Source organism: Salinimicrobium profundisediminis, assembly GCF_026241755.1.
In the GTDB taxonomy this organism is placed as follows: domain Bacteria; phylum Bacteroidota; class Bacteroidia; order Flavobacteriales; family Flavobacteriaceae; genus Salinimicrobium; species Salinimicrobium profundisediminis.
This window is the reverse complement of the sequence record NZ_JAPJDA010000018.1, coordinates 32,063-58,734: the sequence shown is the minus strand read 5'-3', so window position 1 is coordinate 58,734 and position 26,672 is coordinate 32,063. Positions and strand designations below refer to the sequence as shown.

General features: G+C 41.5%; 26 protein-coding genes. 25 read left to right on the top strand and 1 reads right to left on the bottom strand.

The annotated features are described in order from the left end of the window. Positions 1-49: 49 nt before the first annotated feature. The 4 genes from OQ279_RS17955 to OQ279_RS11895 all read left to right on the top strand — a co-directional run bounded on the left by OQ279_RS17955 (position 50) and on the right by OQ279_RS11895 (position 5,707). A complete protein-coding gene (locus OQ279_RS17955) occupies positions 50-268 on the top strand; it encodes an amidohydrolase family protein (protein ID WP_370866526.1) in 219 nt (72 codons plus the stop codon). A 125-nt stretch (positions 269-393) separates the two neighbouring features. Further along, positions 394-2,775 carry a glycoside hydrolase family 95 protein gene (locus OQ279_RS11905; RefSeq protein ID WP_266070154.1) on the top strand — a complete coding sequence of 794 codons (2,382 nt, stop codon included), beginning with the start codon at positions 394-396 and terminating at the stop codon, positions 2,773-2,775. 59 nt (positions 2,776-2,834) lie between these two features. Further along, complete coding sequence (locus OQ279_RS11900; RefSeq protein WP_370866527.1) at positions 2,835-4,922, top strand: alpha-L-fucosidase; 2,088 nt, start codon at positions 2,835-2,837, stop codon at positions 4,920-4,922. Positions 4,923-4,924: 2 nt separating this feature from the next. Further along, the gene (locus tag OQ279_RS11895) at positions 4,925-5,707 is read left to right on the top strand and encodes an L-fucose dehydrogenase (RefSeq protein ID WP_266070152.1); all 783 of its coding nucleotides are present in this window, start codon (positions 4,925-4,927) and stop codon (positions 5,705-5,707) included. Positions 5,708-5,766: 59 nt separating this feature from the next. Here the strand turns inward: OQ279_RS11895 and OQ279_RS11890 are convergent, their stop codons facing one another. Further along, positions 5,767-6,819 (bottom strand): ferredoxin--NADP reductase, encoded by a 1,053-nt coding sequence (locus OQ279_RS11890; protein ID WP_266070151.1) that lies wholly within the window; start codon positions 6,817-6,819, stop codon positions 5,767-5,769. A 93-nt stretch (positions 6,820-6,912) separates the two neighbouring features. On the opposite strand from OQ279_RS11890, the gene OQ279_RS11885 reads away from it, so the two are divergent. From OQ279_RS11885 to OQ279_RS11785, 21 genes are all read left to right on the top strand, one after another. Beyond that, on the top strand, positions 6,913-8,397 hold the full coding sequence (locus OQ279_RS11885; RefSeq protein WP_266070150.1) for a DUF5687 family protein: 1,485 nt from the start codon (positions 6,913-6,915) through the stop codon (positions 8,395-8,397). A 1-nt stretch (position 8,398) separates the two neighbouring features. After that, positions 8,399-9,148, top strand: coding sequence for an ABC transporter ATP-binding protein (locus tag OQ279_RS11880; RefSeq protein ID WP_266070183.1), 750 nt, complete (start codon positions 8,399-8,401; stop codon positions 9,146-9,148). A gap of 43 nt (positions 9,149-9,191) precedes the next feature. Then, complete coding sequence (locus tag OQ279_RS11875; RefSeq protein ID WP_266070149.1) at positions 9,192-10,070, top strand: CPBP family intramembrane glutamic endopeptidase; 879 nt, start codon at positions 9,192-9,194, stop codon at positions 10,068-10,070. A gap of 161 nt (positions 10,071-10,231) precedes the next feature. Then, positions 10,232-12,763 carry a type IX secretion system periplasmic lipoprotein PorW/SprE gene (gene porW, locus OQ279_RS11870; RefSeq protein ID WP_266070147.1) on the top strand — a complete coding sequence of 844 codons (2,532 nt, stop codon included), beginning with the start codon at positions 10,232-10,234 and terminating at the stop codon, positions 12,761-12,763. Then, positions 12,763-13,176, top strand: a complete 414-nt coding sequence (locus tag OQ279_RS11865; protein ID WP_266070146.1) for a bactofilin family protein — start codon at positions 12,763-12,765, stop codon at positions 13,174-13,176. Before porW ends, OQ279_RS11865 begins: the two co-directional genes overlap by 1 nt. After that, positions 13,136-13,366 carry an AtpZ/AtpI family protein gene (locus OQ279_RS11860; protein WP_266070145.1) on the top strand — a complete coding sequence of 77 codons (231 nt, stop codon included), beginning with the start codon at positions 13,136-13,138 and terminating at the stop codon, positions 13,364-13,366. The genes OQ279_RS11865 and OQ279_RS11860 overlap by 41 nt, the downstream gene beginning before the upstream one ends. Then, positions 13,363-13,767, top strand: coding sequence for a hypothetical protein (locus OQ279_RS11855; RefSeq protein ID WP_266070143.1), 405 nt, complete (start codon positions 13,363-13,365; stop codon positions 13,765-13,767). The genes OQ279_RS11860 and OQ279_RS11855 overlap by 4 nt, the downstream gene beginning before the upstream one ends. A 106-nt stretch (positions 13,768-13,873) precedes the next feature. Further along, positions 13,874-14,986 (top strand): F0F1 ATP synthase subunit A, encoded by a 1,113-nt coding sequence (gene atpB / locus OQ279_RS11850; RefSeq protein ID WP_266070142.1) that lies wholly within the window; start codon positions 13,874-13,876, stop codon positions 14,984-14,986. Between the two features lie 43 nt (positions 14,987-15,029). After that, on the top strand, positions 15,030-15,227 hold the full coding sequence (gene atpE, locus OQ279_RS11845; protein WP_029036344.1) for an ATP synthase F0 subunit C: 198 nt from the start codon (positions 15,030-15,032) through the stop codon (positions 15,225-15,227). Positions 15,228-15,316: 89 nt separating this feature from the next. Then, positions 15,317-15,817, top strand: coding sequence for a F0F1 ATP synthase subunit B (locus tag OQ279_RS11840; RefSeq protein WP_266070139.1), 501 nt, complete (start codon positions 15,317-15,319; stop codon positions 15,815-15,817). A 4-nt stretch (positions 15,818-15,821) separates the two neighbouring features. Beyond that, positions 15,822-16,376, top strand: coding sequence for an ATP synthase F1 subunit delta (atpH, locus tag OQ279_RS11835; protein WP_266070138.1), 555 nt, complete (start codon positions 15,822-15,824; stop codon positions 16,374-16,376). A 44-nt stretch (positions 16,377-16,420) separates the two neighbouring features. Further along, positions 16,421-18,001, top strand: coding sequence for a F0F1 ATP synthase subunit alpha (gene atpA / locus OQ279_RS11830; RefSeq protein ID WP_266070137.1), 1,581 nt, complete (start codon positions 16,421-16,423; stop codon positions 17,999-18,001). A 31-nt stretch (positions 18,002-18,032) separates the two neighbouring features. Then, positions 18,033-18,371: a four helix bundle protein gene (locus OQ279_RS11825; RefSeq protein ID WP_266070136.1), complete on the top strand. Its 339-nt coding sequence runs from the start codon at positions 18,033-18,035 to the stop codon at positions 18,369-18,371. A gap of 30 nt (positions 18,372-18,401) precedes the next feature. Beyond that, entirely contained in the window at positions 18,402-19,262 is an 861-nt protein-coding gene (atpG, locus tag OQ279_RS11820) for an ATP synthase F1 subunit gamma (RefSeq protein ID WP_266070135.1), read from the top strand. A 365-nt stretch (positions 19,263-19,627) separates the two neighbouring features. Continuing rightward, complete coding sequence (locus OQ279_RS11815) at positions 19,628-20,134, top strand: hypothetical protein (RefSeq protein ID WP_266070134.1); 507 nt, start codon at positions 19,628-19,630, stop codon at positions 20,132-20,134. Positions 20,135-20,169: 35 nt separating this feature from the next. Then, entirely contained in the window at positions 20,170-21,624 is a 1,455-nt protein-coding gene (locus OQ279_RS11810) for an oligosaccharide flippase family protein (RefSeq protein WP_266070133.1), read from the top strand. Positions 21,625-21,656: 32 nt separating this feature from the next. Then, entirely contained in the window at positions 21,657-22,088 is a 432-nt protein-coding gene (dut, locus tag OQ279_RS11805; RefSeq protein WP_266070132.1) for a dUTP diphosphatase, read from the top strand. 175 nt (positions 22,089-22,263) lie between these two features. Continuing rightward, positions 22,264-23,274 (top strand): sugar phosphate nucleotidyltransferase, encoded by a 1,011-nt coding sequence (locus OQ279_RS11800; RefSeq protein ID WP_266070131.1) that lies wholly within the window; start codon positions 22,264-22,266, stop codon positions 23,272-23,274. A 23-nt stretch (positions 23,275-23,297) separates the two neighbouring features. Next, the gene (locus OQ279_RS11795; RefSeq protein WP_266070130.1) at positions 23,298-24,656 is read left to right on the top strand and encodes a tetratricopeptide repeat protein; all 1,359 of its coding nucleotides are present in this window, start codon (positions 23,298-23,300) and stop codon (positions 24,654-24,656) included. Positions 24,657-24,662: 6 nt separating this feature from the next. After that, on the top strand, positions 24,663-25,445 hold the full coding sequence (gene lolB1 / locus OQ279_RS11790) for a lipoprotein insertase outer membrane protein LolB1 (RefSeq protein WP_266070129.1): 783 nt from the start codon (positions 24,663-24,665) through the stop codon (positions 25,443-25,445). Then, entirely contained in the window at positions 25,442-26,665 is a 1,224-nt protein-coding gene (locus OQ279_RS11785) for a murein hydrolase activator EnvC family protein (protein ID WP_266070128.1), read from the top strand. Before lolB1 ends, OQ279_RS11785 begins: the two co-directional genes overlap by 4 nt. Positions 26,666-26,672 lie beyond the last annotated feature (7 nt).

Sequence of the window (26,672 nt, the reverse complement as noted above, 5' to 3'; positions counted from 1 at the left end):
CCGGAAGTTATCCAGCTTGTAAAGGAATTTCCTGCGCCAGCTTTTTGTATTGGATCATATGGGTAAACCTCAAATAGCTAAAGGTCTCTCGAATGAATGGGTAGAGAATATCAGAGTATTAAGTAGTCATAAGAATGTCTATTGTAAAATCTCAGGATTTTTAACCGAGACAGGGAATTTTAAGTGTACAAAGAACGATTTCAGCTCTTTTTTTGAAGTAGTAAGCAAAGCTTTTGGTGAGAACAGACTGATGTATGGATCCGATTAGCCGGTATGTCTCGCTGCAGGAAGCTATAGTGATACTGTGGGAATTATTAAGGACTATTGCAGGGAGCGGGGAGATATTTTTCTTGAAAAGCTGATGGGTATAAATGCAGAAAAATTCTATCATTTATGACGAAAAAGTTTATTTTTTCTGTTTTGGCAATTCTAAGCTTCTGGTTATCTATAAAAGAAGCAAACGCTCAGAACGTAACAGATTCAATTCCCGAGCATATACTGTGGTATGATGCCCCCGCAAGCGAGTGGTTGGAGGCATTACCTGTAGGAAATGGTAGAATAGGAGCCATGGTCTTTGGAGATCCAAAAAATGAAAGGATTCAGTTAAATGAAGATTCTATGTGGCCGGGAGGGCCTGACTGGGGGAATGCTAAAGGCAATCCTGAAGATCTCAAATATATTCGAGAGCTCATTGAAGAGGGCCAGATTGAAAAGGCAGATAAAGAGATTGTAGAACGGTTTTCATATAAGGGTATAGTTCGATCTCACCAAACTTTAGGGGATCTGTACATCAATTTTCACGAGCGTGGGTCTGTAGAAAATTATAAGCGTCTTTTAAATCTAAATACGGCTGAGGTGGTGATCAGTTACACTTCAGAGGGCTCAGCATATTATCAAAAGGTATTTACCAGCGCACCAGATGATTTACTTGTAATTGAATTAGGTACCAATTCAGAAAAGGGGATGAATTTGACTTTGCGGTTAGATCGCCCGGAAGATGAGGGGCATTCCACAGTGCAAATAAGCAATCCTCATTCATCTGAGATTGCAATGAATGGAGTGGTGACACAATACGGTGGGAGGGTACATTCCCAACCAGCACCCTTAGATTATGGGGTCCAATTTGAAACTGTATTGAAAACAGATCATGAAGGGGGCACAGTGATACCAAAAGATGGAACCCTTATATTACAGGGGGTGAAAAAAGCCACAATTAAACTTGTGGCAAATACTTCATTTTATACTAAAGATTTTCAAAATAGAAACAGGGAAGTTTTAGATCGTTTATCGGGAGTAGGATATGAGAAACTTTACGAAAGACATGTGCAGGATCATCAAAAGTATTTCAACAGGGTTCAATTTCAACTGGGTAAGAATAAAAGCAGCAAATTACCAACAGATCGTCGGCTGCAAAACTTAGCCAAAGGGGAAGAAGATTTGGATCTGGTATCAGATCTTTTTCAATTTGGAAGATATCTTCTTATTTCATCCTCAAGACCCGGTACCAATCCTGCAAACCTCCAGGGTTTGTGGAATGACCATCTTGCGGCACCGTGGAATGCCGATTACCACCTTAATGTTAATCTACAAATGAATTACTGGCCTGCTGAGGTGACTAATTTAAGTGAGTTTCATCAGCCATTATTCGATTTTACCGATAGGCTTATTGAGAGAGGCCGAATTACCGCCAGGGAACAGTATGGCATAGAGAGAGGGGCTGTGGCGCATCAGGCGACAGATCTTTGGGCTTCGGCTTACATGCGGGCAGAACAACCTTACTGGGGCAGCTGGATTCATGGCGGGGGCTGGTTGGCTCAACATTACTGGGAACATTATAACTTTACCCACGACAGGGAATTTTTGGAGGAGCGGGCATATCCTGCCATTAAGTCTTTTGCAGAATTTTATCTGGACTGGCTGGTATGGGATAAAAAATCTAAGAAGTGGGTTTCATTTCCAGAAACCTCACCCGAAAACTCTTATATAAATGAAGAAGGGAAAAGAGCGGCAGTTTCATTTGGTAGTGCTATGGGCCATCAAATTATAGGTGAGGTATTTGACAATGTATTGGCAGCCGCAGAGATATTAAATATTGAAGATGATTTTATCGCAGAGGTTCGGGAGAAAAATAAGTCACTTTTTCCCGGAATTGTGGTGGGGCCAGATAATCGACTGCTAGAGTGGAATGAAGCCTATGAAGAAACAGAAAAGGGGCATAGACATCTTTCTCACCTATATGCACTTCACCCAGGCGATGATATTACCCCCGCAACTCGAAAAGCTTTTGCTGCAGCAAGAAATTCTATTGATTTTAGATTGAAACATGGTGGTGCCGGTACCGGCTGGAGTCGGGCGTGGATGATTAACTTTGATGCACGCTTACTAGATGGAGAATCAGCAAAAAGTAATGTAAATAAATTCATGCAGATATCCCTGGCAAAGAATCTATTCGATTTGCACCCTCCTTTTCAAATAGACGGGAATTTTGGGTTTACAGCAGGAATTGCCGAAATGCTGCTTCAGTCACACGAAGGATTTTTGAGGATACTTCCTGCGCTTCCCGAAGCCTGGAAAGAGGGGAGTATTTCAGGATTAAAGGCAAGGGGAAATATTGAGGTTGATATTATATGGGAAAACGGGAAGTTAAAGGAGTTAATTCTAAAGGCGAATAAAAACAGTCTTCAGAAGATTGTATATGCGGAAAGAGAGGTTGAAGTTGACTTACCTGCAGGAAAGAAAGTGCGGCTTAACGCTAAACTTCAAATAAAAAAATAGCATTCTTCAAAAGAAAAGAAGGTTGTAAAACTTATTTAAACATGAATATACTACATCGCATGAGTCTTATAGGTTATTTCTTTTTGTTTTTTAATCTTTTACAGGCACAGGAGATCGCCGACCCTGTGGGGCCCCTTCCTTCCCAACGTCAGTTAAACTGGCAGGAAATGGAATATTATGCTTTTATTCATTTCAATATGAACACCTTTACAAACCGCGAATGGGGAGAAGGAGGGGAATCACCTGAACAATTTAATCCCACAGAATTAGATGTGCGGCAGTGGGTAAAAGTGGCAAAGGAGGCTGGTATGAAGGGAATAATAATTACTGCAAAACATCATGACGGGTTTTGTCTCTGGCCTTCAGAAACGACAGAACATTCTGTGAAAAATTCTCCATGGAAAAATGGTGAGGGAGATCTCGTAAAAGAACTTGCAAAAGCTTGTGAAGAATTTGATCTTGGGTTTGGTGTTTATCTTTCCCCCTGGGATAGAAACCATGCCGAATATGGCAGGGAAGAATATGTGAAGGTTTTTCATAGACAATTGGAAGAACTAATGACCAATTATGGTCCTCTTTTCGAAGTTTGGTTTGATGGTGCTAACGGTGGTACGGGTTATTACGGAGGTGCCAATGAGAATCGGAAAATAGATCACAGAAGTTACTATCAGTGGGATAAGGTATATTCAATAATTAGAAAGCATCAGCCGGATGCTGTAATTTTTGGAGATAATGGTCCCGATATTAGATGGATAGGGAATGAAGAAGGTGTAGCGGGTAAAACAAATTGGTCTCTAATTCGTAAAGCCGAAGTATATGCAGGATCGGGCAAACATAAAGAATTGCAGTACGGGCATGCCGATGGAACTCACTGGGTGCCCGGAGAGGCCGATGTTTCAATAAGGCCGGGCTGGTATTATCACCCGCAGGAAGATCACCTGGTAAAATCTCTCCCGCATTTGCTCGATATCTATTACGAGTCTGTTGGAAGAAATGCTTCCCTGCTGTTAAACATTCCGGTAGACAGGAGAGGGCTTATTCATGGGAATGATATAAAGCAGTTAATGAAGCTGAGAGAAAAACTGGATGAGGATTTTAAAAATAATCTGGCTCAGAATATAGAAGTGAGTGCAAGTAAATTAAGAAATAATGATTCAAAATTTTCTGCAAAAAACACCGTAGACGGTAATAAGGAAACCTATTGGTCTCCTGGTAAAAACGAAATTAAAAGTTCTCTTACGTTAGATTTTGGTAAAGATGTTGTTTTTAATAGATTCCTGGTACAGGAGTATATTCCTCTTGGACAGAGGGTAAAATCTTTCACTATAGAAGGCCTTGTTAATGGGGAATGGCATGAAATAGATCGCCAAACAACCATAGGCTATAAAAGAATTTTGAGGTTTGACCTAATCAAAGCATCTGCTCTAAGACTAAATATTCTGGATTCCAAAGCCAGTCCTTTAATATCGAATATTGAAGTGTATAATGCTCCCGCATTGTTGGTAGCTCCTGAAGTTTCCAGGTCAAAAAACGGAGTGATTACCCTGCAGGTTCCCGATGAAAACGTGCATATCTATTATACTCTAGACGGGACTGAACCAAACCAGGATTCTTACAGGTACAAAGGAGGTATTGACGGAGAAGAGCCGGTTACTGTAAAAGCAGTGGCCTATGATCCTCTAAGCGGAAGGTACAGTGAATTAAGAACTGTAAATTTTGATATTCCGAAGACCAACTGGAAAGTTATAAGCGCGACTTCTGGTGACACCAAAGAAGTTTTCAAAATTATTGATGAAGATAAGAGTACCTGGTGGGCATCAACAAAAAATGAGGAGTTACCACAGGAAGTGGTGATTGATTTGGGCAGGGATTACCTTCTGAAGGGTTTTACTTATCACCCTTCGCAGGATAGATGGTCATTTGGAACTATTTCAGATTATATTTTTAAAGTGAGTAAAGACAATCAAAACTGGGACCAAGCAGCTTCAGGTGAATTTGGCAACATTCGTAACAACCCTATTGAGCAAAAGGTAGGTTTTGAGCCTGTTGAAGCAAGGTACATTAAACTTAAAGGTGTAAGAAGCACAGATAATAGTGGTGCTATTTCTATTGGAGAGCTAAGTGTAATAACAGTAAACCAGAAATAAATATGGACTTAGGCCTTACAAATAAAGTTATATTGATAACCGGTGGGATGCAGGGAATTGGAGGAGCAATTTCCAGGTGTGTGGCACAGGAAGGAGCAATTCCTGTATTTATAGGAAGAAATGCGAAATCTGGAAAGTTGCTGGAGTCTGAATTAATAAATATAGGTCAAAAAGCATACTTCTTGCAGGGAGATCTCAATATTGATGGTACTTGCAAAGAACTGGTACTAGCTGTAAAAGAGAAATATGGAAAAATAGATGCACTGGTGAATAACGCTGGCGCAAATGATGGTGTAGGTCTTGAAAATGGTAATCCAGAGAGCTTTTCTAAATCAGTATTCAATAATTTGAATCACTATTATGAAATGGCACATTATTGCCTGCCTCATCTAAAAGAATCTAAGGGTAACATTATTAACATTAGTTCAAAGGTAGCTCTCACAGGCCAGGGTAACACCTCGGGTTATGCCGCTGCTAAAGGTGCACAATTAGCGCTTACAAGAGAGTGGGCTGCCGAGCTTTTGCCCTTTAAAATAAGGGTGAATGCTATTTTACCGGCAGAAGCTTTCACCCCTTTGTATAAAAACTGGCTGAGTTCTTTTGATGATCCCGGGAGTAAGTTGAAAAGTATTACATCAAAAATCCCTTTAGGCAAACGTATGACTAGCGTTGAGGAGATTGCCGATCTGGCCGCCTTTATTTTGTCTGAGAAATCTGCTCATACCACAGGACAGTTTTTATTCGTGGATGGCGGGTATGTTCACCTGGACAGATCTTTAACTTAATGTGCTGTGATCTCAATATAGTGGCGCAAATGTAGGTGGATAGTGTCTCTTTAATCTCTCTAGACATCATCATAATCCACTTTCAACGTGCTTGAAGTGGGATGTGCCTGGCAGGTTAGCACAAGGCCTTCTTCGATCTCGCTATCTACTAAAATGGAATTTTTTTCCATTTCGGCGGTTCCTTCTACAATTCGGGCAACGCAGCTGCTGCAAATTCCGCCCTGGCAGGAGTAGGGCACATCGATATCATTGTCTAGCGCCATTTGTAAAACAGTCTTATTCTTGGGCATACTCAGGGTTACCTCCTCTTCATCAACTTTTATGGTGAGCTGGGTTTCCCCCTCAAGATTAGACTTAATTTCTCCTTCAACTTCAGTATTAAAGAGTTCAAAAAGAACCTGCTCTTTTGTGATGTTGTTCTTCAGGAGGACTTCAGAAACTTTATTGATCATTTCTTCAGGCCCACAAAGATAGAAGCGGGTAAAATTGGTATCGTTAAACCTGTTTTTCAGCACGTAATTCACCGTGCCTTCATCAATCCTTCCGTAGTGGCAGTTTTCTTCGTTACACCTGCTGTAAACAAACTCGATAAAAAGCCTGTCGGGGTGCGCTGCCTGTAGCTGCAGTAGTTCTTTAAAAAAGATGGTTTCGTCTGGAGTGCGGTTACCGTACACAAGTACAAAACGGCTGTGTTTCTCTTGCTGTAGTACTGTTTTTAGAATAGACAATACAGGAGTTATCCCGCTCCCGGCTGCAAAAGCTGCATAGGTGTGAGGGTGGCCATCCTGTACCGGTTCAAAGATAAATTTACCTTCGGGAGGATGCACTTCCAGTACATCTCCGGCTTTTAATTTGTTATTGGCCAGTACCGAGAAAGTTCCGCTTTTCACTTCTTTTACAGTAACCTTGAAGGTATCATCTGTAGGCGGAGTACAAAGGGAATAGGCTCTACGAACTTCTTTTCCTTCTATAGTGGTTTTAAGTGTAACGTATTGTCCTGCTTTAAAGGAAAATTCGGTTTTTAATTCCTGTGGTATTTCAAATTCGAGACTCACTGCCTCTGCTGTTTCCCTGATTATATTTTTAATCTTTAACGGAAAGAATTTGCTCATTTTTTGGGTATTTGCCGACAAAAATACAAAGTATGAGAATTTATTTCTGTAACAAAATCGTAAATTTCATTACTTGTAAGGTAAAGTAATACAATGTATCAAAGGTTTATTTCTCTTCAATGGAAGGCTTTTTACCGCTCGGCCAGCTTTGGCAGGAGTATGGGGCTCAAGATATTCATGGCCTTTATCGCGATTTATTTCTCACTGGTGTTCCTCACGCTGGGGATTGGCCTGTACCCTTTGCTCAAGGAAGCTTTCCCGGAACAGGAGCCACTGCAAATAGTTAATAGGTTTCTACTGGTCTATCTCGCACTGGAACTGCTAATGCGCTTTATGCTGCAAACGCTTCCGGTAATGACCATAAAACCATTACTGTCCTTACCCATTCTCAAGTCTAAGGTGGTAAATTACGTGTTATTCCGCTCCCTGTTTTCTTTTTTCAACTTTTTGCCGCTATTGTTGTTTGTTCCGTTTGCGGTCTTTACAGGATATAAGACTGAATATTCGGTTCTTTCCATAACGGCCTGGGCGGTGGCTGTAATTGGGCTTATCTTGTGCATAAATTATCTCAATTTTCTTCTGAAAAAGAAGTTTGCAGATGACCTCAAGGCGCTGCTTCCTTATCTTATTATCGCTCTTGCACTTTATGGCCTTGAGAGATTTGATATTTTTAGTATCACTGAAGTTTTTGCGAGCGGACTAAACTATGTGCTCGAAATGCCATTTTTGGCACTCCTGCCACTCCTGCTTGCCTTTGCTCTTTTTAAATGGAACCAGAAGGTTCTTAAAAGCAGGTTCTACCTTGATGAATCGCTCAAGGCTAAAGTAACCGAGGCAAAGTCACAGGATTTTGCATGGCTTCGCCGCTTTGGAGGTATAGCACCTTTCCTTCAGCTTGACCTTAAGCTAATCTGGCGCAATAAGAGGCCCAAAACCCTCATATTTATTTCGCTGCTCATCATGGGCTACGGCATGATCTTTTATCCGCAGGACACCTATCAGGATTTGCCTTCGGTGTTCGTTTTTGTCGGCATCTTTATGACCGGCATCTTTATGATCAACTTCGGGCAGTTCATTCCTGCCTGGGATTCTTCGTATTATTCTATGATGATGGCGCAAAATATTCCGCTTAAGCAGTACCTCAATGCCAAGGCAGCACTTATCATCTTCAGCATTGTGATTTTGACTATTTTAACCACTCCTTATGTGTTTTTTGGATATAAAATACTGGTAATCAATATTGTATGCGCCATTTACAATATTGGGATCAATGTGCCGGTACTCTTATTTGCCGGATCTTTTAACAGGAAAAGAATAGACCTTGAAAAAAGCCCTTTTATGAACTACCAGGGAACAGGAGCGGCACAATGGCTGGTAGGCCTGCCCTTACTTATTATGCCCATACTCATATTTTGGGTGCTGAATAAATTTGTTTCCTTTGAAGTTGCCACCATAGTTTTGGCAGCTTTAGGATTGCTGGGCATAATATTTAAAAAAGCCATAATGGAACAAATAACCGAGGCTTACAGAAAAAATAAATACGCCATGATCAATGGCTTTAAACAAACAGGAGAATAAGATGATAACAGCTACAAATCTTACAAAAGTTTACGGCGGTACAAAGGTACTTGATGTTGAACATCTGGAGATCCCAAAAGGACAAAGCTTTGGCCTGGTGGGAAATAACGGAGCCGGAAAAACCACATTTTTCAGCCTTTTGCTTGACCTTATTCAGCCAACAACCGGGAGCATTTTTAATAATGAAATTACGGTAAGCCAAAGCGAGGCCTGGAAACCTTTTACCTCTTCTTTTATTGATGAGAGCTTTCTTATTGGCTACCTCACCCCCGAAGAATATTTCTATTTTGTAGGAGAACTTCGCAATCGCAATAAGGCCGACGTTGCTGCTTTTCTGCAGAATTTTGACGAATTCTTCAATGGAGAGATCCTGGGGAGAAAGAAATACCTGCGAGACCTGTCAAAGGGAAATCAAAAGAAGGTAGGAATAGTTGCAGCTCTTATAGGTGATCCTGAAGTGGTTATTCTCGATGAGCCTTTTGCAAACCTCGATCCAAGTACACAGATACGCCTTAAGGCGCTTATCAAGAAATTAACGGCAGGTTCTGAGATGACGGTTTTGATCTCCAGCCATGACCTTATTCATGTGACCGAGGTGTGCGAACGCATTGTTGTTCTCGACAAAGGGCACGTTGTGAATGATATTAAAACTTCGGAAGCAACTCTCAAAGAGCTGGAGCAATATTTTGCCGGGGCAGCGGTGCAGGTAGATGAGGAGCAGCAGGAAAATTCTTTTAAATCTGAAGTTTAACGTGCGCTACCAATAATTTTTCCTGGTGGTTTAGCAGTATTTCATGAGTAGAGAATTTAAAATTGCAGGCTGGGCAAGAATTCTTCTGTTCTTGTTTCCTTACCTGTTGATAGTAGGAGTTTTTCAATTTATAGGTTTGGCAGTAGCCGGAAATTCTATTGATGATCCTCTGTCGAGTATTAGTTCTAAAGAACACTTGATTTCCTCCTTTTTTGATCTTTTAGGCACTTTCCTGGTGCTCTGGATTTTTATGAAATACATTGATAAGGAGAAATTCGTGCAGTTAGGTTTTCAGACAAAAGGCCGGCTAGCCGATTTTGTGACGGGAACATTGGTGGGATTTATTACCATGTTCTCGGGGTTTCTTATACTGATGGGAATAGGAGAAATAAGTTATTCCGGAGTGAATTTTGATATTTATGAATTGTTGATATCAATATTGTTCTTTCTCGTCATTGCAGTTGTAGAAGAAACTTTAGTGAGAGGATATGTGCTTAAGAATTTGATGCTTTCAACCAATAAATATATAGCGATCATTATTTCTTCCGTTATTTTTTCTTTGATGCATGGGGCCAACCCAAATATGAGCCTTTTTAGTTTCATTGACCTTTTTTTTGCAGGGATGATCCTTGGAGTTTCTTACCTGTACACCAGGAATTTGTGGTTCCCTATTGGGTTGCACTTTGGATGGAACCTTTTCCAAACGCATTTTGGGTTCAATGTAAGTGGCCTGGATGTATACTCCTTAATTGAGATTAATTACACTTCAGCTAATTTGTTCAATGGCGGCGAATTTGGGTTTGAAGGTTCTGTGTTTTCTGTGGCTGCGCAGCTTCTTATTTTTGCAGGGATTGTAAATTATTATCAAAGCCGTTCGGGAATTTATTACCTGCAAAGTTTACTTTTAAGGAACAGGAAATAAATGCCCGCTGTCTTTAAAGATATTTATTTAATGCCGAAGATTTAGAAGTCTGTATCTTTGATTTAATGGCATAACATCCCGGTTTTTTTTCGCTATTTTTACCCGCCACAATAATAATTACAGCAGTTATAAGTTATTGCTAATAAGAACGATCACTTGATTTGAAATTATCTATAAAGGTTACTGCCATTTTTTTCCTGTTGGTTGCCTTAACAGGTTGCTCGAGAAAGAAGAACACTTTCCTGAACCGTAACTGGCATGCCGTAACAGCCGAATACAATACGCTTTATAACGGGAATCTCGCTCTTGATCTTGGTATTGAGGCACTTAATGAGAGCTATAGGGACAACTACTGGCAGATTCTTCCGGTAGAACGAATGGAAATTCGTGATGAGGTTATGGCTCCCGGAGAAACCTCAAACCCTAACTTTCTCGTAGCTGAAGAAAAAGCGGTGAAGGCAATTCAACGGCACTCCATGTTGATTGAAGGATCTGAGAATAATCCGCAGATAGATGAGGCGTATCTGTTATTGGGAAAAGCCCGGTACTATGATCAGCGCTTTGTGCCTGCGCTGGAAGCATTCAATTACATTCTTCATAAATATCCTCTTAGCAATACCATCAATGAAGCGCGCATTTGGAGAGAAAAGACCCATATGCGGCTGGAGTTTGATGAACTTGCCATAAAGAACCTTAAGAAGATACTCGACACTGAAAACCTTGAGGAAGCTAACCGTGCCGAAGCTTCGGCAATGCTGGCCCAGGCATATATCAACATCAATGCTCCCGACAGTGCTGTAGCTCATCTTGAACGTGCTGCCGAAATAACTGATTTTAAAGATAAAGAAGGTCGCTACTGGTATATTACAGGCCAGTTATATGATGTGCTGGGCAAAAGCGACAGGGCTTCTTACGCTTTTGATAGAGTAGTGGACCTGAACAGGAAAATACCGCGCATTTACCTGATCAATGCCATGATCAGGCAAATTGAATACAGCAATGCCACAGCCCAGGATAAGGCTGTGATACTGGAGGAGCTCAATTCCATGGCAAGAAATCGCGAAAACAGGCCGTATCTTGATAAGATCTATTTCCAGCTGGCCGAATTTCATTATCAGCAGGATTCCGTGGCATTGGCTATAGATTATTACAATCGCTCCCTTCGTACTCCCTCAGGCAATACCTACCTGCAGTCTTTAGACTATCAAACGCTGGGGAATATTAATTTTGATGCCGCCCAATTTGAGGTTGCCGGCGCCTACTACGACAGTACGCTCACAATGCTGCCCGATAATAGCAGGGAATACCGCCTCATAAAGAGAAAGAGAGACAATCTTGACGATGTGATCTATTATGAGAAAATGGCTCAGAACGCCGATAGTATTTTACATTTGGCCTCTCTAACCAAAGACCAACAACTCGATTACTTTACCCGGTACACCACACAATTGCGAGAAGCGGCTGTTGATGCGATAGAACAACCTGAACAACAACAGGCTGCTCAGGAATTTTTTGAGACTAAACGCCCTTCGATGCCCGGTGTGCCAAATCCGGGATCTTCTTTTTACTTCTATAATCCTACTGTGGTTGCCTTCGGAAAACAGGAGTTTTTCAGGTTGTGGGGTGACAGGGAACTTGCCGATAACTGGCGTACCCGCAGAATAAGCGGAGGGGGAGAAGACCTTGCGACTGAAGGTGTGAACGATCTTATTGATAATGATCCAAAATTTGATCCGCAGACTTATATAAGTAAGATTCCACAGGATGTGGCGGTATTAGACAGTCTTAAAAAGGATCTCAATTTTGCCAGTTATCAACTCGGATTGATCTATAGGGAAAAATTCAGTGAAAATGAGTTGGCGGCCGATAGACTGGAATTTGTATTGGCAAATCAGCCCGAGGAAAGATTGGTGTTGCCTGCAAAATACAATCTCTACAAAATTTACTCAGATTTGGGAATGCCCGGAAAAGCACAATCTCTTAAGACTGAAATTCTGATGGCTTATCCCGATTCACGGTATGCGGCAATACTTTCAAACCCTGAAAGCCTTTTACAGGATGAAAATAACCCCACAGCAATTTATGAAGAACTGTATGCTGGGTATGAATATCAAAAATATGACTCTGTCATTGTAAAAAGTAACCGTTTAATTGAACAGTTTGCAGGAGACGAAATTGTTCCAAAACTGGAGCTTCTAAAAGCGATGGCCGAAGGCAGGCTTTATGGATTTGAGGCTTACAAAGAAAGTCTCAACTATGTGGCTCTTAATTATCCGCAAACTGTTGAGGGTAAAAAAGCACAGGACATTATTGACAGGGCTTTACCTACCATGGCGACAGCTGAATTTGTGCCTCAAAATTCCGGCAATTCCTTCAAGTTAATATTTCCGGTTAATAGGGAAGAAAAAAAGGATGTTGACAGCCTGCAGCAGTCTCTTGTAAATGCCCTTCAGGAATTTGGATATTCAGGAGAGGTTTCACGGGACGTTTACAATTCCAATCAGGATTTTATAGTAGTACATGGATTCTCTTCGGCAGCAGCAGCTAATTTATTTGCGCAACGGCTTGAAGAGGAAGATAAGTATGCTATTGACGAAAAATCTTTCTATATTTCGACCCCAAATTACCGGATCGTGCAGATCCATAAGAACATAGAAAATTATTTAGAGACTTTAAATTCCCCCTCACCCTAATGTTTAAGCAGGAAAAAGCAAAGCAGGTAAAAGAAAACAGCAAGGAACAAAACAAGATTTCCCAGGGCACAAAAATTACCGGAAACATTGAAGCTAAAGGCTGTTTTCGAATTGATGGGCATGTGGAAGGAACGGTCAAAACCCCCGGAAAAGTAGTTATTGGCAAAGATGGTTTTGTAACAGGAGAGTTGAGTTGCGAAAATGCCGATATTGAAGGTAAATTCAACGGAAAACTGAAAATTACGGGCACCTTAAGCTTAAGAAGTACTGCTGTTATAGATGGGGAAGCCGTAGTTGCGAGGCTGGCCGTAGAGCCGGGCGCAACATTTAATGCCACCTGTACCATGCGTGGCGGCGTGAAAGCGATTCACAATGAAAGAGGAGAAAGAAAAGAACAAGAACAGTCAGCTTAAAAACTGGGCGGTATTTACCGGGATTGCCTTTCAAATGGGTGCCACAATTTTTTTGTGTGCATGGATAGGGAAAAAGCTGGATGAAAGATACCCCATGGAAAAGAACTGGTTTACTATAGGCTTTGTACTTTTTGGCCTGGTAGCTTCAGTTTACGTCGTTTTAAAACAGCTTAAACGTTACAACAATTGAATCCTCTTATTTTTAAAGATCTTTTCAGGTTTGTCCTCCTTCTTTTTCTTGTTGCGGGATTGAGCTATGGGATCCATTATTTTGTTGTCACTTCCTATTTCTCGCGGCAAACTCTGGAGCTTGTAAATTTCGCTTATAAGTTTTGTGTGGGCATCACACTGCTTTTTACCTCTACCATTATTTTAGCCAGCTCACACCTCAAAGAGCAACTCGGATTTATATTTCTTATTAGTGGTATGGTGAAGCTGGGAATCTTTTATTTCCTCATCAAGACTTCAGGATTTGACCTGGACAAATCTGTCTTTTTACATTTTTTTGTTCCTTATGCGCTTTCTGTGGTGGTGGAAATTATCTATATCGCGAAAATCCTCAACCGAACTAACTTCTCGAAAGACAGATAATTAGGGCGAGTACAGGGCAAAAAAACAATTACGAAACATAGGCTGTGTTTTTTTATATAATTATGTACATTTGCAGCCAAATTAAAGGACTGTAATTCACCCGAAAATGCAAAAGGAAAACGTTGCGAAGTTTTTATTAGCCTGTCTTTTAATGTTTGTGAGTATTAGTTCACAGGCATTTACTGCAAAAGAGCCTCAGGAAGGGGGCGATGCAAAGGTCAATACCGAAGAGGAAATTAAGGATTATATTGATCATCACCTTGCAGATTCTCATTATGTAAATTTCTTTTCTGACGGGGAAACCGGCGCACATTATGGTTTTTCGCTTCCTGTGATCCTTTGGGATGATGGGTTGAAGGTTTTTTCTTCAGGAAAATTCCATCATGGAGAAGACCTTGCTGTAATTGATGGTCAACATTACCGTCTTTATCATTCTAAGATCTATAAAACTGATGCCGAGGGTACTATCACCTATGGTGAGAATGGATTTCCTTCAAATGAACGTCCGCTTGATTTCTCTATAACCAAGAATGTACTTTATATGTTGGTTGTGAGTATTCTAATGCTTCTTGTATTTGGAGGTTTGGCACGACAGTATAAGAGCCGTAAGATTCCAAAAGGGTCAGGAAGAGTGCTTGAGCCTCTTGTATTGTATGTGCGTGATGAGATAGCGAAACCCAACATCGGGAAGAACTATAGAAAATATACCGGATTTTTATTAACAGTTTTCTTTTTTATCTGGATCCTTAACCTTTTGGGAATGACGCCACTTGGTGTGAACGTGACCGGGAATATCGCGGTGACCATGGCTTTGGCGTTGATCACATTTTTCATTGTTCAGTTCAGCGGAAATAAGGATTACTGGAAACACATTTTCTGGATGCCGGGAGTGCCGTGGCCTATGAAGATCATCCTTGCACCAATCGAAGTGCTGGGGATGTTCACAAAGCCATTTGCCCTAATGATCCGACTTTTTGCGAACATGACTGCAGGGCACGTGATTATTATGACCCTTCTTGGATTGATCGTGGTATTCCAGAATTGGATCGCAGGACCTGCTTTCTTTGGGTTCACTATTTTCATTTCTATAATTGAATTACTGGTAGCTTTTTTACAGGCATATATCTTCACCCTGCTTAGCGCCCTTTACATAGGGATGGCGGTTGAAGAGCATGATGATCATCACCCTGCCGACAATGAAGATATTCCCGTAGTATAATATAAACACATTTAAGAGTAAGTTTAATTTTTAATAAGTAAGTATGGAAGCCTTAAATTTAGATTTGATTGGAGCTGGTTTAATTATTATTGGAGCTGGTTTTGGTCTTGGTAAGATTGGTAGCGCTGCAATGGAAGGAATTGCACGTCAGCCAGAAGCTGCCGGTAAAATCCAAACTGCAATGATTATCATCGCTGCACTTTTGGAAGGTGTTGCTTTTGCTGCTCTTTTTGCAGTATAATCAATCAGAAAGAACTTCAGGCTTTGCAGCGGTTGGCTGCAAGGCTTGAATTATTTAAAAATTAAACAATAGAAGAAATAAGATAGAATATGGAAAAGTTAGTCAACGATTTTTCTTTTGGATTGTTTTTCTGGCAGATCATTATCTTAGTTGTGCTGGTTGCCTTATTAGCAAAATTTGCATGGAAACCTATATTAGATGCTCTGAATGAAAGGGAGCAGGGAATACAGGATGCCCTAGATTCGGCTGAAAATGCGCGTAAGGAAATGCAAAACCTTCAGGCCGATAACGAGAAGTTATTGCAGGAAGCCCGTATGGAGCGTGATGCTATGATCAAAGAGGCAAGAGAGATCAAAGAAAAAATGATTTCTGAAGCTAAAGAAGATGCCCAGAAAGAAGGTGAGAAAATGATCCAGCAGGCAAAAGCGACTATTCAGAATGAGAAGAATTCAGCGCTGGCCGATATCAAGAATCAGGTGGCTACCCTATCTGTTCAAATTGCCGAGAAAATGGTAAGAGAAGAGCTTTCTTCCAAAGGCAAACAAGAAAAGCTGGTAGAAGACATGCTTGATGATGTTACCTTAAACTAAGAAGATGCAGGGAAGTAGAGCAGCAGCGAGATATGCCAAAGCCCTTTTGAGCCTGGCGCAAGACAAAAATGTTACTGGAGAGGTAAACGCCGATATGGTTCTTATTAGTAAGACTATACAGGATAGTGAAGAGCTCCAGGCTTTTTTGAAGAGCCCTGTGGTGAAAAATACCATGAAGAAAAATGCCCTTTTAGAGATCTTTAAATCTGTGAATGGCGTTACTTCAGGATTATTTGAGATCCTAATTGAGAACAATCGTTTGAACATCCTTCCTTTGGTTGCATCAAGTTATGAGCGTCTTTATGACGAGATGAACGGAGTACATGTAGCGAAGGTTACAACGGCTATTCCGCTTACTCCTGCACTTGAGGCAAAGATTCAGCAAAAAGTAAAGGAACTAACAGGAAATGAGGCTAAGATTGAGAACATTGTTGATGAGAGCATCATTGGCGGGTTTATCTTAAGAGTGGGTGACATCCAATATAACGGAAGTGTGAAGTCGCAGCTTACAGGTCTCAAAAGAGAATTACAGAACAATACATACGTAGCAAAAATTTAATTAAAACCGCTGCGCCTGGGCGTAGCATTTTATTCTAAATAATTATGGCAGAAATTAATCCGGCTGAAGTATCAGCAATATTAAAGAAACAGCTTTCCGGGTTTGAGGCTAAGGCTTCCCTTGACGAAGTTGGTACAGTTCTCAATATTGGGGATGGTATCGCTAACGTCTATGGACTTTCCAATGCACAATACGGGGAGTTAGTTGAATTTGAAGGCGGATTGGAAGGAATTGTACTTAACCTTGAAGAAGACAATGTTGGGGTAGTACTATTAGGTCCATACAAACAGGTAAAAGAAGGAGCAACCGTTAAGAGAACTCAGCGTATTGCTTCTATCAATGTGGGAGAAGGAATTGTTGGACGGGTTGTAGACACGCTTGGGCAGCCTATCGATGGAAAAGGACCAATACAGGGTGAGACATTCCAAATGCCATTAGAGCGTAAGGCACCGGGGGTAATTTACCGTCAGCCGGTAACCGAGCCGCTTCAAACAGGAATTAAGTCTATCGATGCCATGGTACCAATTGGTCGTGGACAGCGGGAGCTTGTAATTGGTGACCGTCAAACTGGTAAGACAACAGTGGTTATCGATACTATTCTAAATCAAAAAGAATTCTACGATGCAGGGGAACCTGTTTATTGTATATATGTTGCTGTAGGGCAAAAAGCCTCTACTGTGGCAGGTATCGCCAAGACCCTTGAAGATAAAGGAGCTCTTGCCTATACCACTATCGTAGCTGCAAACGCATCCGATCCTGCTCCTATGCAGGTTTATGCTCCATTTGCAGGTGCTGCGATTGGTGAGTATTTTAGAGATACAGGTCGTCCTGCATTGATCGTTTATGATGATCTTTCAAAGCAGGCTGTTGCTTACCGTGAGGTATCTTTGCTTCTAAGACGTCCACCGGGGCGTGAGGCATATCCTGGAGACGTTTTCTTCCTTCACTCAAGATTGCTTGAGCGTGCTGCAAAAGTGATTGCTGATGATAGTATCGCGAAGAACATGAACGATCTTCCTGATGTTTTGAAAGACAAAGTAAAAGGTGGAGGATCGCTTACCGCACTTCCTCTTATTGAGACACAGGCGGGTGACGTTTCGGCGTATATCCCAACCAACGTGATCTCAATTACCGATGGGCAGATCTTCTTAACATCCGATCTTTTTAACTCTGGGGTGCGTCCTGCAATTAACGTGGGTATCTCTGTATCACGTGTGGGTGGTGCCGCGCAGATCAAGTCGATGAAGAAAGTTGCCGGTACACTTAAACTTGACCAGGCACAGTTCCGTGAATTGGAAGCATTTGCCAAGTTCGGGTCAGACCTTGATCCTGCAACATTGAATGTGATCGAAAAAGGTAAGCGTAACGTGGAGATCCTTAAGCAGGCTGAGAACAACCCTTATCCTGTAGAGAACCAAATCGCGATTATCTTTGCCGGTTCCAAGAACCTGTTGAGAAACGTTCCTGTAGAGAAAGTAAGAGAATTTGAAAAAGATTACCTGGAATATCTTGATGCCAAGCACAGAGATGTACTTGATCAACTAAAAGCAGGTAAGTATACAGATGAACTCACCGACACGCTTACAAACGTAGCTAAGGAGATTTCAGCTAAATATAAAAAGTAGTATGCAAGTGCAGAGTTAAAAGTTTTGAGTTATGAGCAAATTGGAAAATAGCCCGGTTCGGATTAAAAGTTTCCAGTTTGCTTGTGATATCGTTCTCTTTACCCGGTCCTTGAAAAAACGAAATGAATTTGAGCTGGCTTCCCAGCTTTTAAAAAGTGGAACTAGTATTGGAGCCAATGTTAGAGAAGCACAAAGGGGAGTAAGTACAAAAGATTTTAAAAACAAATTCGGTATTGCTTTAAAAGAGGCCGACGAAACCAAATATTGGTTAGAGCTAATAGAGGCAACTTCGGATATTGATTGCAAAATTTTAATTGCTAAGTGTGAAGAGTTGATAAGAATTATAGTTTCAATAATAAAAAACTCATAACTCTCAACTCTTAACTCATAACTAAAAAGAATGGCCAATTTAAAAGAATTAAGAAGCAGGATTACTTCGGTGTCTTCAACCATGCAGATCACCAGTGCCATGAAAATGGTATCGGCTGCAAAGTTGAGCAAGGCGCAGGATGCCATTACCGCTATGCGTCCTTATTCAGAAAAACTTTCTGAACTACTTCAGTCTCTCAGCGCGACACTAGACAGTGACCAATCGAGCAAATACGCCGAGCAACGTGAGGTGAACAAGGTGCTTATGGTAGCAATTTCCTCGAATCGTGGATTGGCAGGTGCTTTTAATTCCAATATCGTAAAAGCATCAAAATACGTTGCAAACCGCGATTACAGCGATAAAAGCGTAGAATTCTACAGCGTAGGAAAAAAGGCAAATGATATTCTGAAGAAAACTTTCAACATCTACAAAACCGAGACCGCTATTTATGACGACCTTAGTTTTGAGAATGCTGAAGCTCTTGCCAAAGAATTAATGACCCTTTTTGTAGAAGGCAGGTTCGACCGAATCGTTTTGGTGTACAACCAGTTTAAGAATGCCGCTACTCAAGAAGTGCAGGTAGAGCAGTTTTTGCCTATTGTTCCTGTTGAAAAAGATGAAAATGTGACCTTAGATTACATTTTTGAACCTTCAAAAGAGGAGATCGTGATGGAGCTTATTCCAAAATCTCTTAAAATGCAGGTCTATAAAGCCCTGCGTGACTCTTTTGCTTCAGAACACGGGGCTCGTATGACTGCAATGCACAAGGCAACAGATAATGCACAGGAACTTAGAGATTCCCTGAAGTTATCTTACAACAAAGCAAGACAGGCTTCTATCACCAACGAAATTCTTGAAATTGTTGGTGGAGCTGAAGCTTTGAATAAATAAAGATTCAGCTGGCGACAATTGGACGTAGCGATAGCGAAGTCAAATTAGCCAATCCTGAATCTTTAAATAAATAAAGATTCAGCCGGCGACAATTGGACGTAGCGATAGCGGAGTCAAATTAGCCAATCCTGAATCTTTGAATAAATAAAATTATTGCTGAAAATTTCAGCTTTTTGAAACTCCGTATCATCCGATACGGAGTTTTCTTTTTTAAGGGTTTTATTGAAAATTAAAAAAAGGCCCTAATTTAAACTTTAAGAACCTGTCTTGACTCCCGACTCTTTGTTCGCAGCGATTTTAAGTCTAAAAAATAATTGGTATCAAAATTGGAGTACTACCTCCTGAACCTATAATTCCTTTAAGCGATGAAACCATTTTTTTTCTCTTTTTCGGCCCTTTTAATCCTTATGAGCTTTAGTAATTGTGCCAATGGCAAGCAATTGCAGGAGGAGCCGCCCAAAGCTGTGGGAGAAGCTTTTTACACTACCTGGACAGGTGGCGTGAGGGGCGCAGGTTCAGGTTTTAATCTGTTCATTCCGGTGGCGGCAAATTCAGAGATTAAGATGGATACCGTTTACTTCCGCGGAAGAAAAGGTGTACTTGAAATTGAGCCTTCCAACCCCGACCTTTACGTGGCGCGATTTGAAACTCCCGGTGCAACAAAGGATTTTGTTATGCATAAAGATCCAAAAAAGGAGTTTGGTAACGAAGTACCAAAAATGATTGAGAAAATACCTTTCGAACTTGCCGAAGGTGAGGCAGTAGTGCACTATAGCAGGAACGGTAAGGAAAAATTCTTCAGGATAAAAAATATTCAGAAAAAAGACAGCGAACAAGTGCGCCTAAAAAACCCTAAAAACATTCAGCATTAATAGTACATTTGTGAGGAATTCTCAAGCAAAAACTATTGGCGCTCTTTCAGAAGCTATTTAAACAAACCGTCGTTTATGGTGTTGCTACAGTGGTACCCAGGATGCTATCATTCCTGTTGTTGCCGCTGTATTCTGCTTACCTTCCTACCCAAGGTTTTGGAGAAGTAGCTATCGTCTTTTCCTGGATGGCAGTCTTTAACGTGCTGCTCGCTTATGGGATGGAAACCTCATTTTTCAGGTTTTTTCATCAGGAAGAATTCCGTAAAGAGGTCACAGCCACCTCTGCACTTTCATTAATAGGTTCTACCTGCATATTTCTACTGCTGGGTTTCCTCTTTATGGAAGAAATTTCCTTTGCTACGGCCATTGCCTCTCATTACGTGCTCTACGTGATCCTGATTTTGGCACTCGATGCTCTGGCGACCATACCTTTTGCCTGGCTTAGGGCTACCGAAAGGCCAGGTGTTTTTGCTGCAATCAAGATTGGAAATGTTGCTGTTAACCTCGGGCTCAATATCTTTTTCATTGTCTATCTGCCAGAATTAGCATCCAAAAATTCCATTTTTGAGACCCTGTACATTCCCAATTTCGAAATTGCCTATATTTTCATTGCCAACCTTGTTGCCAGTGGGCTAACGCTCCTGGTCATGTTGCCATTTTATTTTAAACTGCCATATACTTTTAACAGCGGTCTTTGGAAAAAAATGCTCACCTACGGCACCCCAATTTTAATTGCGGGGATAGGTTTTGTCATTAATGAAGTGTTTGATAAGATCCTGCTCGGCTGGCTGTTGCCTCAGGATATTGCAAAGTCTGAAGTTGGTGCCTATGCTGCCTGTTACCGGCTTGCCCTGTTTATGACGCTTTTTGCCACGGCTTTCAGGTTGGGGATTGAACCTTTCTTCTTCAGTCATGCCAAAGAAAAGAATGCGCCTCAAACCTACGCCACAATCACCAAATATTTTGTCATTTTTGGAGCCCTTATCCTGGTGCTGGTTACTATATTTTCTGACCTTTTAAAATTGCTGCTCATTAGAGATTCCTCATACTGGGACGCCATGGTGGTGGTACCAATGATCCTGGCCGCAAACTTTTTCCTGGGTATTTACCACAATCTTTCGGTTTGGTATAAGGTGAGCGACCGCACAAAATTTGCCGGCTATATCTCCCTTTTTGGAGCCGCAGTTACGTTGATCCTTAACTTCTGGCTTATTCCTTATTACAGCTATGTTGGGTCGGCCGTTGCAACTATGGTGGCCTATGGCAGCATGATGTTGCTCTCTTTTTACTTCGGAAGAAAATACTATCCCATTCCTTATGACCTGAAGCGAATTGGCGGCTACCTGCTCATTTCCCTCACGTTTTCGGGGATCTATTTCTACCTTTTTAGAAATAATTATTACTTCGGAAGTATATTAATCCTTATCTTTTTTGCCCTTATTTATTACGCTGAAAAGGATCAGTTAAAACAGCTTTTGAAGAAGTCATAATTTGAACTGCTTCCGAAGAAAACTAACAAAGCATGAACGTAAAGATAATTAACAAATCAAAGCACGAATTACCGGCCTATGAAACCGGATCATCTGCAGGGATGGACCTGCGAGCCAATATTTCTGAACCTGTTACCCTGGCACCCCTAGCCCGGGCTATTGTCAAAACAGGGCTTTTCATTGAACTTCCAGTAGGCCACGAAGCCCAGGTGCGCCCACGCAGCGGGTTGGCTGCCAAAAAAGGCATTACGGTACTAAATTCTCCCGGCACAATTGACGCCGATTATCGGGGAGAAATTGGGGTGATCCTGGTGAACCTTTCTAATGAAGAATTCACGATAAACGATGGGGAGCGCATTGCACAGATGGTGATTTCCCGTCACGAACACATCACCTGGAAAGAAGTTGACACCCTCGAAGAAACTTCACGCGGCAGCGGCGGCTTCGGAAGCACGGGGGTCTAGTACGTAGTGCTCAATGTTCAGTAGGCAGTTTTGATCAGTAAATAATTAACAGTGATCAGGATCTTAAAAGCCGTGTAAGGAACAACAAACAATAAATCAAGAACAAATTCATTAGTAAGTAAGAATCTTAACCTAAGATCTCACTACTCACTACTAAATACTCAATACTAAAAAAATGAAAATCATAGTTCCCATGGCGGGTCGCGGGTCGCGGCTTCGTCCACATACCTTAACAGTTCCAAAACCTTTAATTCCCATTGCCGGGAAACCCATTGTTCACAGGCTGGTTGAAGATATCGCAAAAGTTCTCGATGAAAAGATCGATGAAATTGCCTTTATCATTGGAGAAGATTTTGGTGAAAAAGTAGAAACCGACCTAAAGAAAATTGCAGAGACCCTGGGCGCAAAGGGCACCATTTATTATCAGGATAAACCTCTTGGCACCGGTCATGCTATTATGTGTGCCAAAGATTCTTTAGAAGGCCCCGCAGTGATTGCTTATGCCGATACACTTTTTAAAGCCGATTTTACGTTAGATAAAGAAGCCGATGCGGTGATATGGGTAAAACAGGTAGAAAATCCTTCAGCATACGGCGTAGTGCAGTTAAACGAGAAGCGGGAGATTACTGATCTTGTTGAAAAACCTTCAGAATATGTGTCAGACCTTGCTGTAATTGGAATTTATTACTTCAAGGATGTAGCGATTCTTAAGGATGAACTGCAGGGAGTGCTTGATAATAACATTATTCGCGGCGGGGAGTACCAGATCAATGACGGGATAGAGGCGATGAAGCAGAAAGGCGCGAGATTCGTTCCGGGGAAGGTTGATGAATGGATGGATTGTGGTAACAAGCAGGTGACTGTAGAGACCAACACCAGAATGCTTAAATTCCTTCAGGAAGATGGTGAAAAGCTGGTAGCTTCAAACGTAGAAATAGAAAATTCAGAAATTATTGAACCCTGCTTCATTGGTGAGAACGTGGTGCTCAAAAATGCCAAAATAGGACCCAATGTTTCTATTGGAAACGGAACTAAAATAAGCAACTCGACCATTAAAAACAGTTTGATCCAAACCTTTGCTGAAGTAGAAAATGCAGATCTCAATAACGCTATGATAGGTAATTTTGCCAGGTTCAATGGTGAATTTACCGAAATTAGTATCGGTGATTACTCTGTGCTGGAGTAGCGCTTTGCAGCATTAAAAAATGCATGAAAAAAAGGCTTTACATAATACCATTTTTGACCCTGCTACAGCTGGGTAGTATCTCCTATGCACAGGAGAAACCGGTGGTAGAAATGGCCCAGGATGACCTGGGAAATGTAACAGATGCCTTTCAGGAGCATTTTTTTGAGGCGCTAAAGCAAAAGGCAATAGAAAACCATGAAAAGGCGATAGATGAGCTGGTGCAAAGTCTGGCGTTAAAGCCCGATGAACCTGTAGTGTATCTTGAGCTGGGTAAAAACTATAATGCCCTTGGCCAATATTCCCAGGCTGCAGTGTATCTGGAAAAAGGTCGAAAAGCAGTGCCCGGGAATGAGGGAATGCTCGAGGAGCTTTACACCACTTACTTCGAGGGCAGGGAATTCAAAAAGGCACTGCCGGTGGTAAGAGATCTGGCCCGGTTGAATACTGCTTTTTCAGAAGACCTGGTGAACCTGTACATTCAGACTGAAAAATACGATGCGGCCCTTGGGCTTCTCGATTCGCTCGACCAGGTAAAAGGTTCCAGCACCTACCGGGAAAGTTTGAGGCGGCAGGTTTATGCCCGTACCAACAACGTGGAGGCACAGATAAGCGATTTAGAGGAAAACATTGAAGAGAACCCTAAAAACGAACAGGATTATCTCAACCTTATCTTTGTTTACAGCGAAAACGGGCAGGAAGAAGAAGCTTTTGCAACTGCAAGGGAACTGTTGGAAATAAATCCCGGTTCCCAGCTCGTGCACCTGGCCCTTTACAAATTCTATATTGCCGATAATAAAGCTGAAAAGGCCGTCAACTCAATGGAAATTCTGCTTAACAGTGACCAGATAGATGAAGTCACAAAGTACCAGGCGCTCAATGATTTTCTAATTTATGTAACCGAAAATCCTTCTTTGGAAGAAGATTTGATACAACTGGTAGAGACTTTTTCAGAAAAAGAAAATAACCTGAAGGTCTATAAACAGCTTGGCACTTTCTTCATTGAAAAAGGGAAGAAGGAGCTGGCATTAAATTATTTTAAAACTGCGCTTGAAAATGACATGGATGATTTTAATTTGTATCGAAATGTCATAAAACTGGAGGCTGAAAAAGGGCATTTTGAAGAGGTGAAATTACTCACTGAAAAAGGTCTTGAAATTTTTCCCACCCAGGCGTGGTTGTTTCTCATGCAGGGAAATGCTCTTAACGGCTTGAAGGAATATCAAAAAGCAGAAGAAATACTTCTTACAGGCCTGGATTACCTCATTGATGATGCCGAAACTGAATGGGAATTTCACCGTCAACTCGCTATAACATATAAAGGCCTTAACAAAGCTGAAAAAGCTGCAGAAGCTCTAAAAAAAGCTGAAAAATTAGAAAATTAATACTGAATGACCTGTAAACAATTAATTCCCGTAGTTCTTATTTCCTTAATCCTATTCTCATCCTGCGGCGGCGCCCGTAAAGCAAAAATGGGGACTGTAGCCCCCGAAGATGCTGCTGTTGCTGCTGTTGTTGACCAGCACTACAACAGAGAAGTTGACTTCAATACCTTACAGGGCAGGCTTAGTCTCGATTACCAGACAGAAGAGCGAAGCCAGAGCGTTACAGTGAATTTCAGGATGAAAAAGAATGATACCATCTGGATGAGCGGGCAGTTGCTGGGCATTCCGCTGGCTAAGGTCTTGATCACCCCAAATTCGGTGCAGTTCTATGAGAAAATCACAAAGACATATTTTGATGGTGATTTCAGCCTATTAAGTGACCTGCTGGGAACTCCGCTGGATTATGAAAAGGTTCAGAATCTTTTATTGGGTCAAACCATTTATGACCTTAGGGAAGAAAGGTATAAATTGACGGAATCTTCAAGAGGCTACCAGCTGCAACCTGAACAGGAAAATTTCCTGAAGCGAATGTTCCTTCTTGACGCCGGAAACTTTAAGGCCCTGGCACAACAACTGGGGCAGGAGCAGGGCAACAGGAGCGTAACAGTCACTTACCCGGAATATCAGAAGATTGGCCGGCAGCTTTTCCCGTTGCAAATCAAGATCATAGCTACAGAAGGCACCCAAAATACCCGTATTGATATGACCTTTAGAAACATTGAGTTCAATGTTCCTGTTTCTTTTCCTTTTTCAATACCTTCGGGCTACGAAGAAATTAGCATAGAATGAAGATAAAGGTTCTATTACGGCATGTCTTTTTTGCAGGATTTTTATTGTCAAGCCTTCACGGCTTTTCTCAGGAAAACAAGCGGGAAGAGCTGGAGCAACGAAGGCTGGATTTGCAGCAGGAGATCAAAAGGATCAATTCTTTACGGACTTCAAACCTAAAGAAAGAAAAATCTATACTTACCGAGGTAGAAGACCTCGATCAGCAAATTCGCAGTACCGAAAAGTTGATTCGGGTTACGAATCAACAGGCGAATTTACTTACACGAGAGATCAATACCAACCAAAACCGGATTGGCACCCTTCGTAAGGAACTCGAGCAGCTTAAGCAGGATTACAGTAAAATGATCCGGAAATCTTATAAGAGTAAGTCGCAACAAAGCAGAATTATGTTTCTGCTTTCTTCGGAAAACTTCCTGCAAGCCTACAAAAGACTTCAGTACATGAAGCAATATGCCAATTACCGGCATCAGCAGGGAGAGGAGATCCAGCTGCGCACCGAAGAACTTCAAAAGCTCAACCAAAGCCTGGCAGAACAAAAGAAGACAAAGGACAGGTTAATTGTTGAAAACCGAAAGACCCGTGCATTGCTGGAAGAAAGTAGAAAAGAACAGCAGTCTCTAATTGCTGAAGTTCGTAAAAAAGAAGGTCAGTTTGCTTCTCAGCTCAAAAAGAAACAGCAGGAAATAAATGCTATAGACCGGGAGATAGAGAGAATTATCGAAGAAGCTATTGCAGCAAACAACAAGGCAGAAGGTTCTACTTCGAGAAGTGTCTTTAAACTTACGCCCGAGGCCAAAGCTCTTGCTGCCGATTTTGAAAAGAACAAAGGGAAACTTCCATGGCCGGTAAGAACAGGTACTGTGGTGCTCCGCTTTGGAACACAACCTCACCCTATAGTAAAGACTGCTACCATGAACAGTAATGGTGTGAGAATAGCGACAGATCCTAACTCAAAGGCCAGGGCTGTTTTTGGCGGCACGGTAAGTGAAATTATTGCGGTTAAAGGATCCAGCCTCATGGTAATGGTAAGGCACGGAGATTATATCACTATTTACAACCACCTTGATTCTGTTGATGTACGCAAGGGTCAGCAGGTGGCACTTGGCCAGGACATTGGAAGTATCGCAATTAACAAGACCGACGGCAGAACTACGCTATATTTTGTAATGTACAAGAACAACCAAAAGCTTAACCCCGAAGAGTGGATCTACCAGATGTAGATTTCGG

Coding starts and splice junctions, on each gene's coding strand:
- OQ279_RS11800 (WP_266070131.1), top strand. CDS start 22,264: ATGAAAATCATAGTTCCCATGGCGGGTCGCGGGTCGCGGCTTCGTCCA.
- OQ279_RS11880 (WP_266070183.1), top strand. CDS start 8,399: ATGATAACAGCTACAAATCTTACAAAAGTTTACGGCGGTACAAAGGTA.
- atpG (WP_266070135.1), top strand. CDS start 18,402: ATGGCCAATTTAAAAGAATTAAGAAGCAGGATTACTTCGGTGTCTTCA.
- OQ279_RS11795 (WP_266070130.1), top strand. CDS start 23,298: ATGAAAAAAAGGCTTTACATAATACCATTTTTGACCCTGCTACAGCTG.
- OQ279_RS11860 (WP_266070145.1), top strand. CDS start 13,136: ATGAAAGAGGAGAAAGAAAAGAACAAGAACAGTCAGCTTAAAAACTGG.
- atpB (WP_266070142.1), top strand. CDS start 13,874: ATGCAAAAGGAAAACGTTGCGAAGTTTTTATTAGCCTGTCTTTTAATG.
- OQ279_RS11885 (WP_266070150.1), top strand. CDS start 6,913: ATGTATCAAAGGTTTATTTCTCTTCAATGGAAGGCTTTTTACCGCTCG.
- OQ279_RS11815 (WP_266070134.1), top strand. CDS start 19,628: ATGAAACCATTTTTTTTCTCTTTTTCGGCCCTTTTAATCCTTATGAGC.
- OQ279_RS11865 (WP_266070146.1), top strand. CDS start 12,763: ATGTTTAAGCAGGAAAAAGCAAAGCAGGTAAAAGAAAACAGCAAGGAA.
- OQ279_RS11895 (WP_266070152.1), top strand. CDS start 4,925: ATGGACTTAGGCCTTACAAATAAAGTTATATTGATAACCGGTGGGATG.
- OQ279_RS11840 (WP_266070139.1), top strand. CDS start 15,317: ATGGAAAAGTTAGTCAACGATTTTTCTTTTGGATTGTTTTTCTGGCAG.
- OQ279_RS11825 (WP_266070136.1), top strand. CDS start 18,033: ATGAGCAAATTGGAAAATAGCCCGGTTCGGATTAAAAGTTTCCAGTTT.
- atpE (WP_029036344.1), top strand. CDS start 15,030: ATGGAAGCCTTAAATTTAGATTTGATTGGAGCTGGTTTAATTATTATT.
- OQ279_RS11900 (WP_370866527.1), top strand. CDS start 2,835: ATGAGTCTTATAGGTTATTTCTTTTTGTTTTTTAATCTTTTACAGGCA.
- atpA (WP_266070137.1), top strand. CDS start 16,421: ATGGCAGAAATTAATCCGGCTGAAGTATCAGCAATATTAAAGAAACAG.
- OQ279_RS11890 (WP_266070151.1), bottom strand. CDS start 6,819: ATGAGCAAATTCTTTCCGTTAAAGATTAAAAATATAATCAGGGAAACA.
- lolB1 (WP_266070129.1), top strand. CDS start 24,663: ATGACCTGTAAACAATTAATTCCCGTAGTTCTTATTTCCTTAATCCTA.
- OQ279_RS11875 (WP_266070149.1), top strand. CDS start 9,192: ATGAGTAGAGAATTTAAAATTGCAGGCTGGGCAAGAATTCTTCTGTTC.
- OQ279_RS11905 (WP_266070154.1), top strand. CDS start 394: ATGACGAAAAAGTTTATTTTTTCTGTTTTGGCAATTCTAAGCTTCTGG.
- OQ279_RS11785 (WP_266070128.1), top strand. CDS start 25,442: ATGAAGATAAAGGTTCTATTACGGCATGTCTTTTTTGCAGGATTTTTA.
- dut (WP_266070132.1), top strand. CDS start 21,657: ATGAACGTAAAGATAATTAACAAATCAAAGCACGAATTACCGGCCTAT.
- atpH (WP_266070138.1), top strand. CDS start 15,822: ATGCAGGGAAGTAGAGCAGCAGCGAGATATGCCAAAGCCCTTTTGAGC.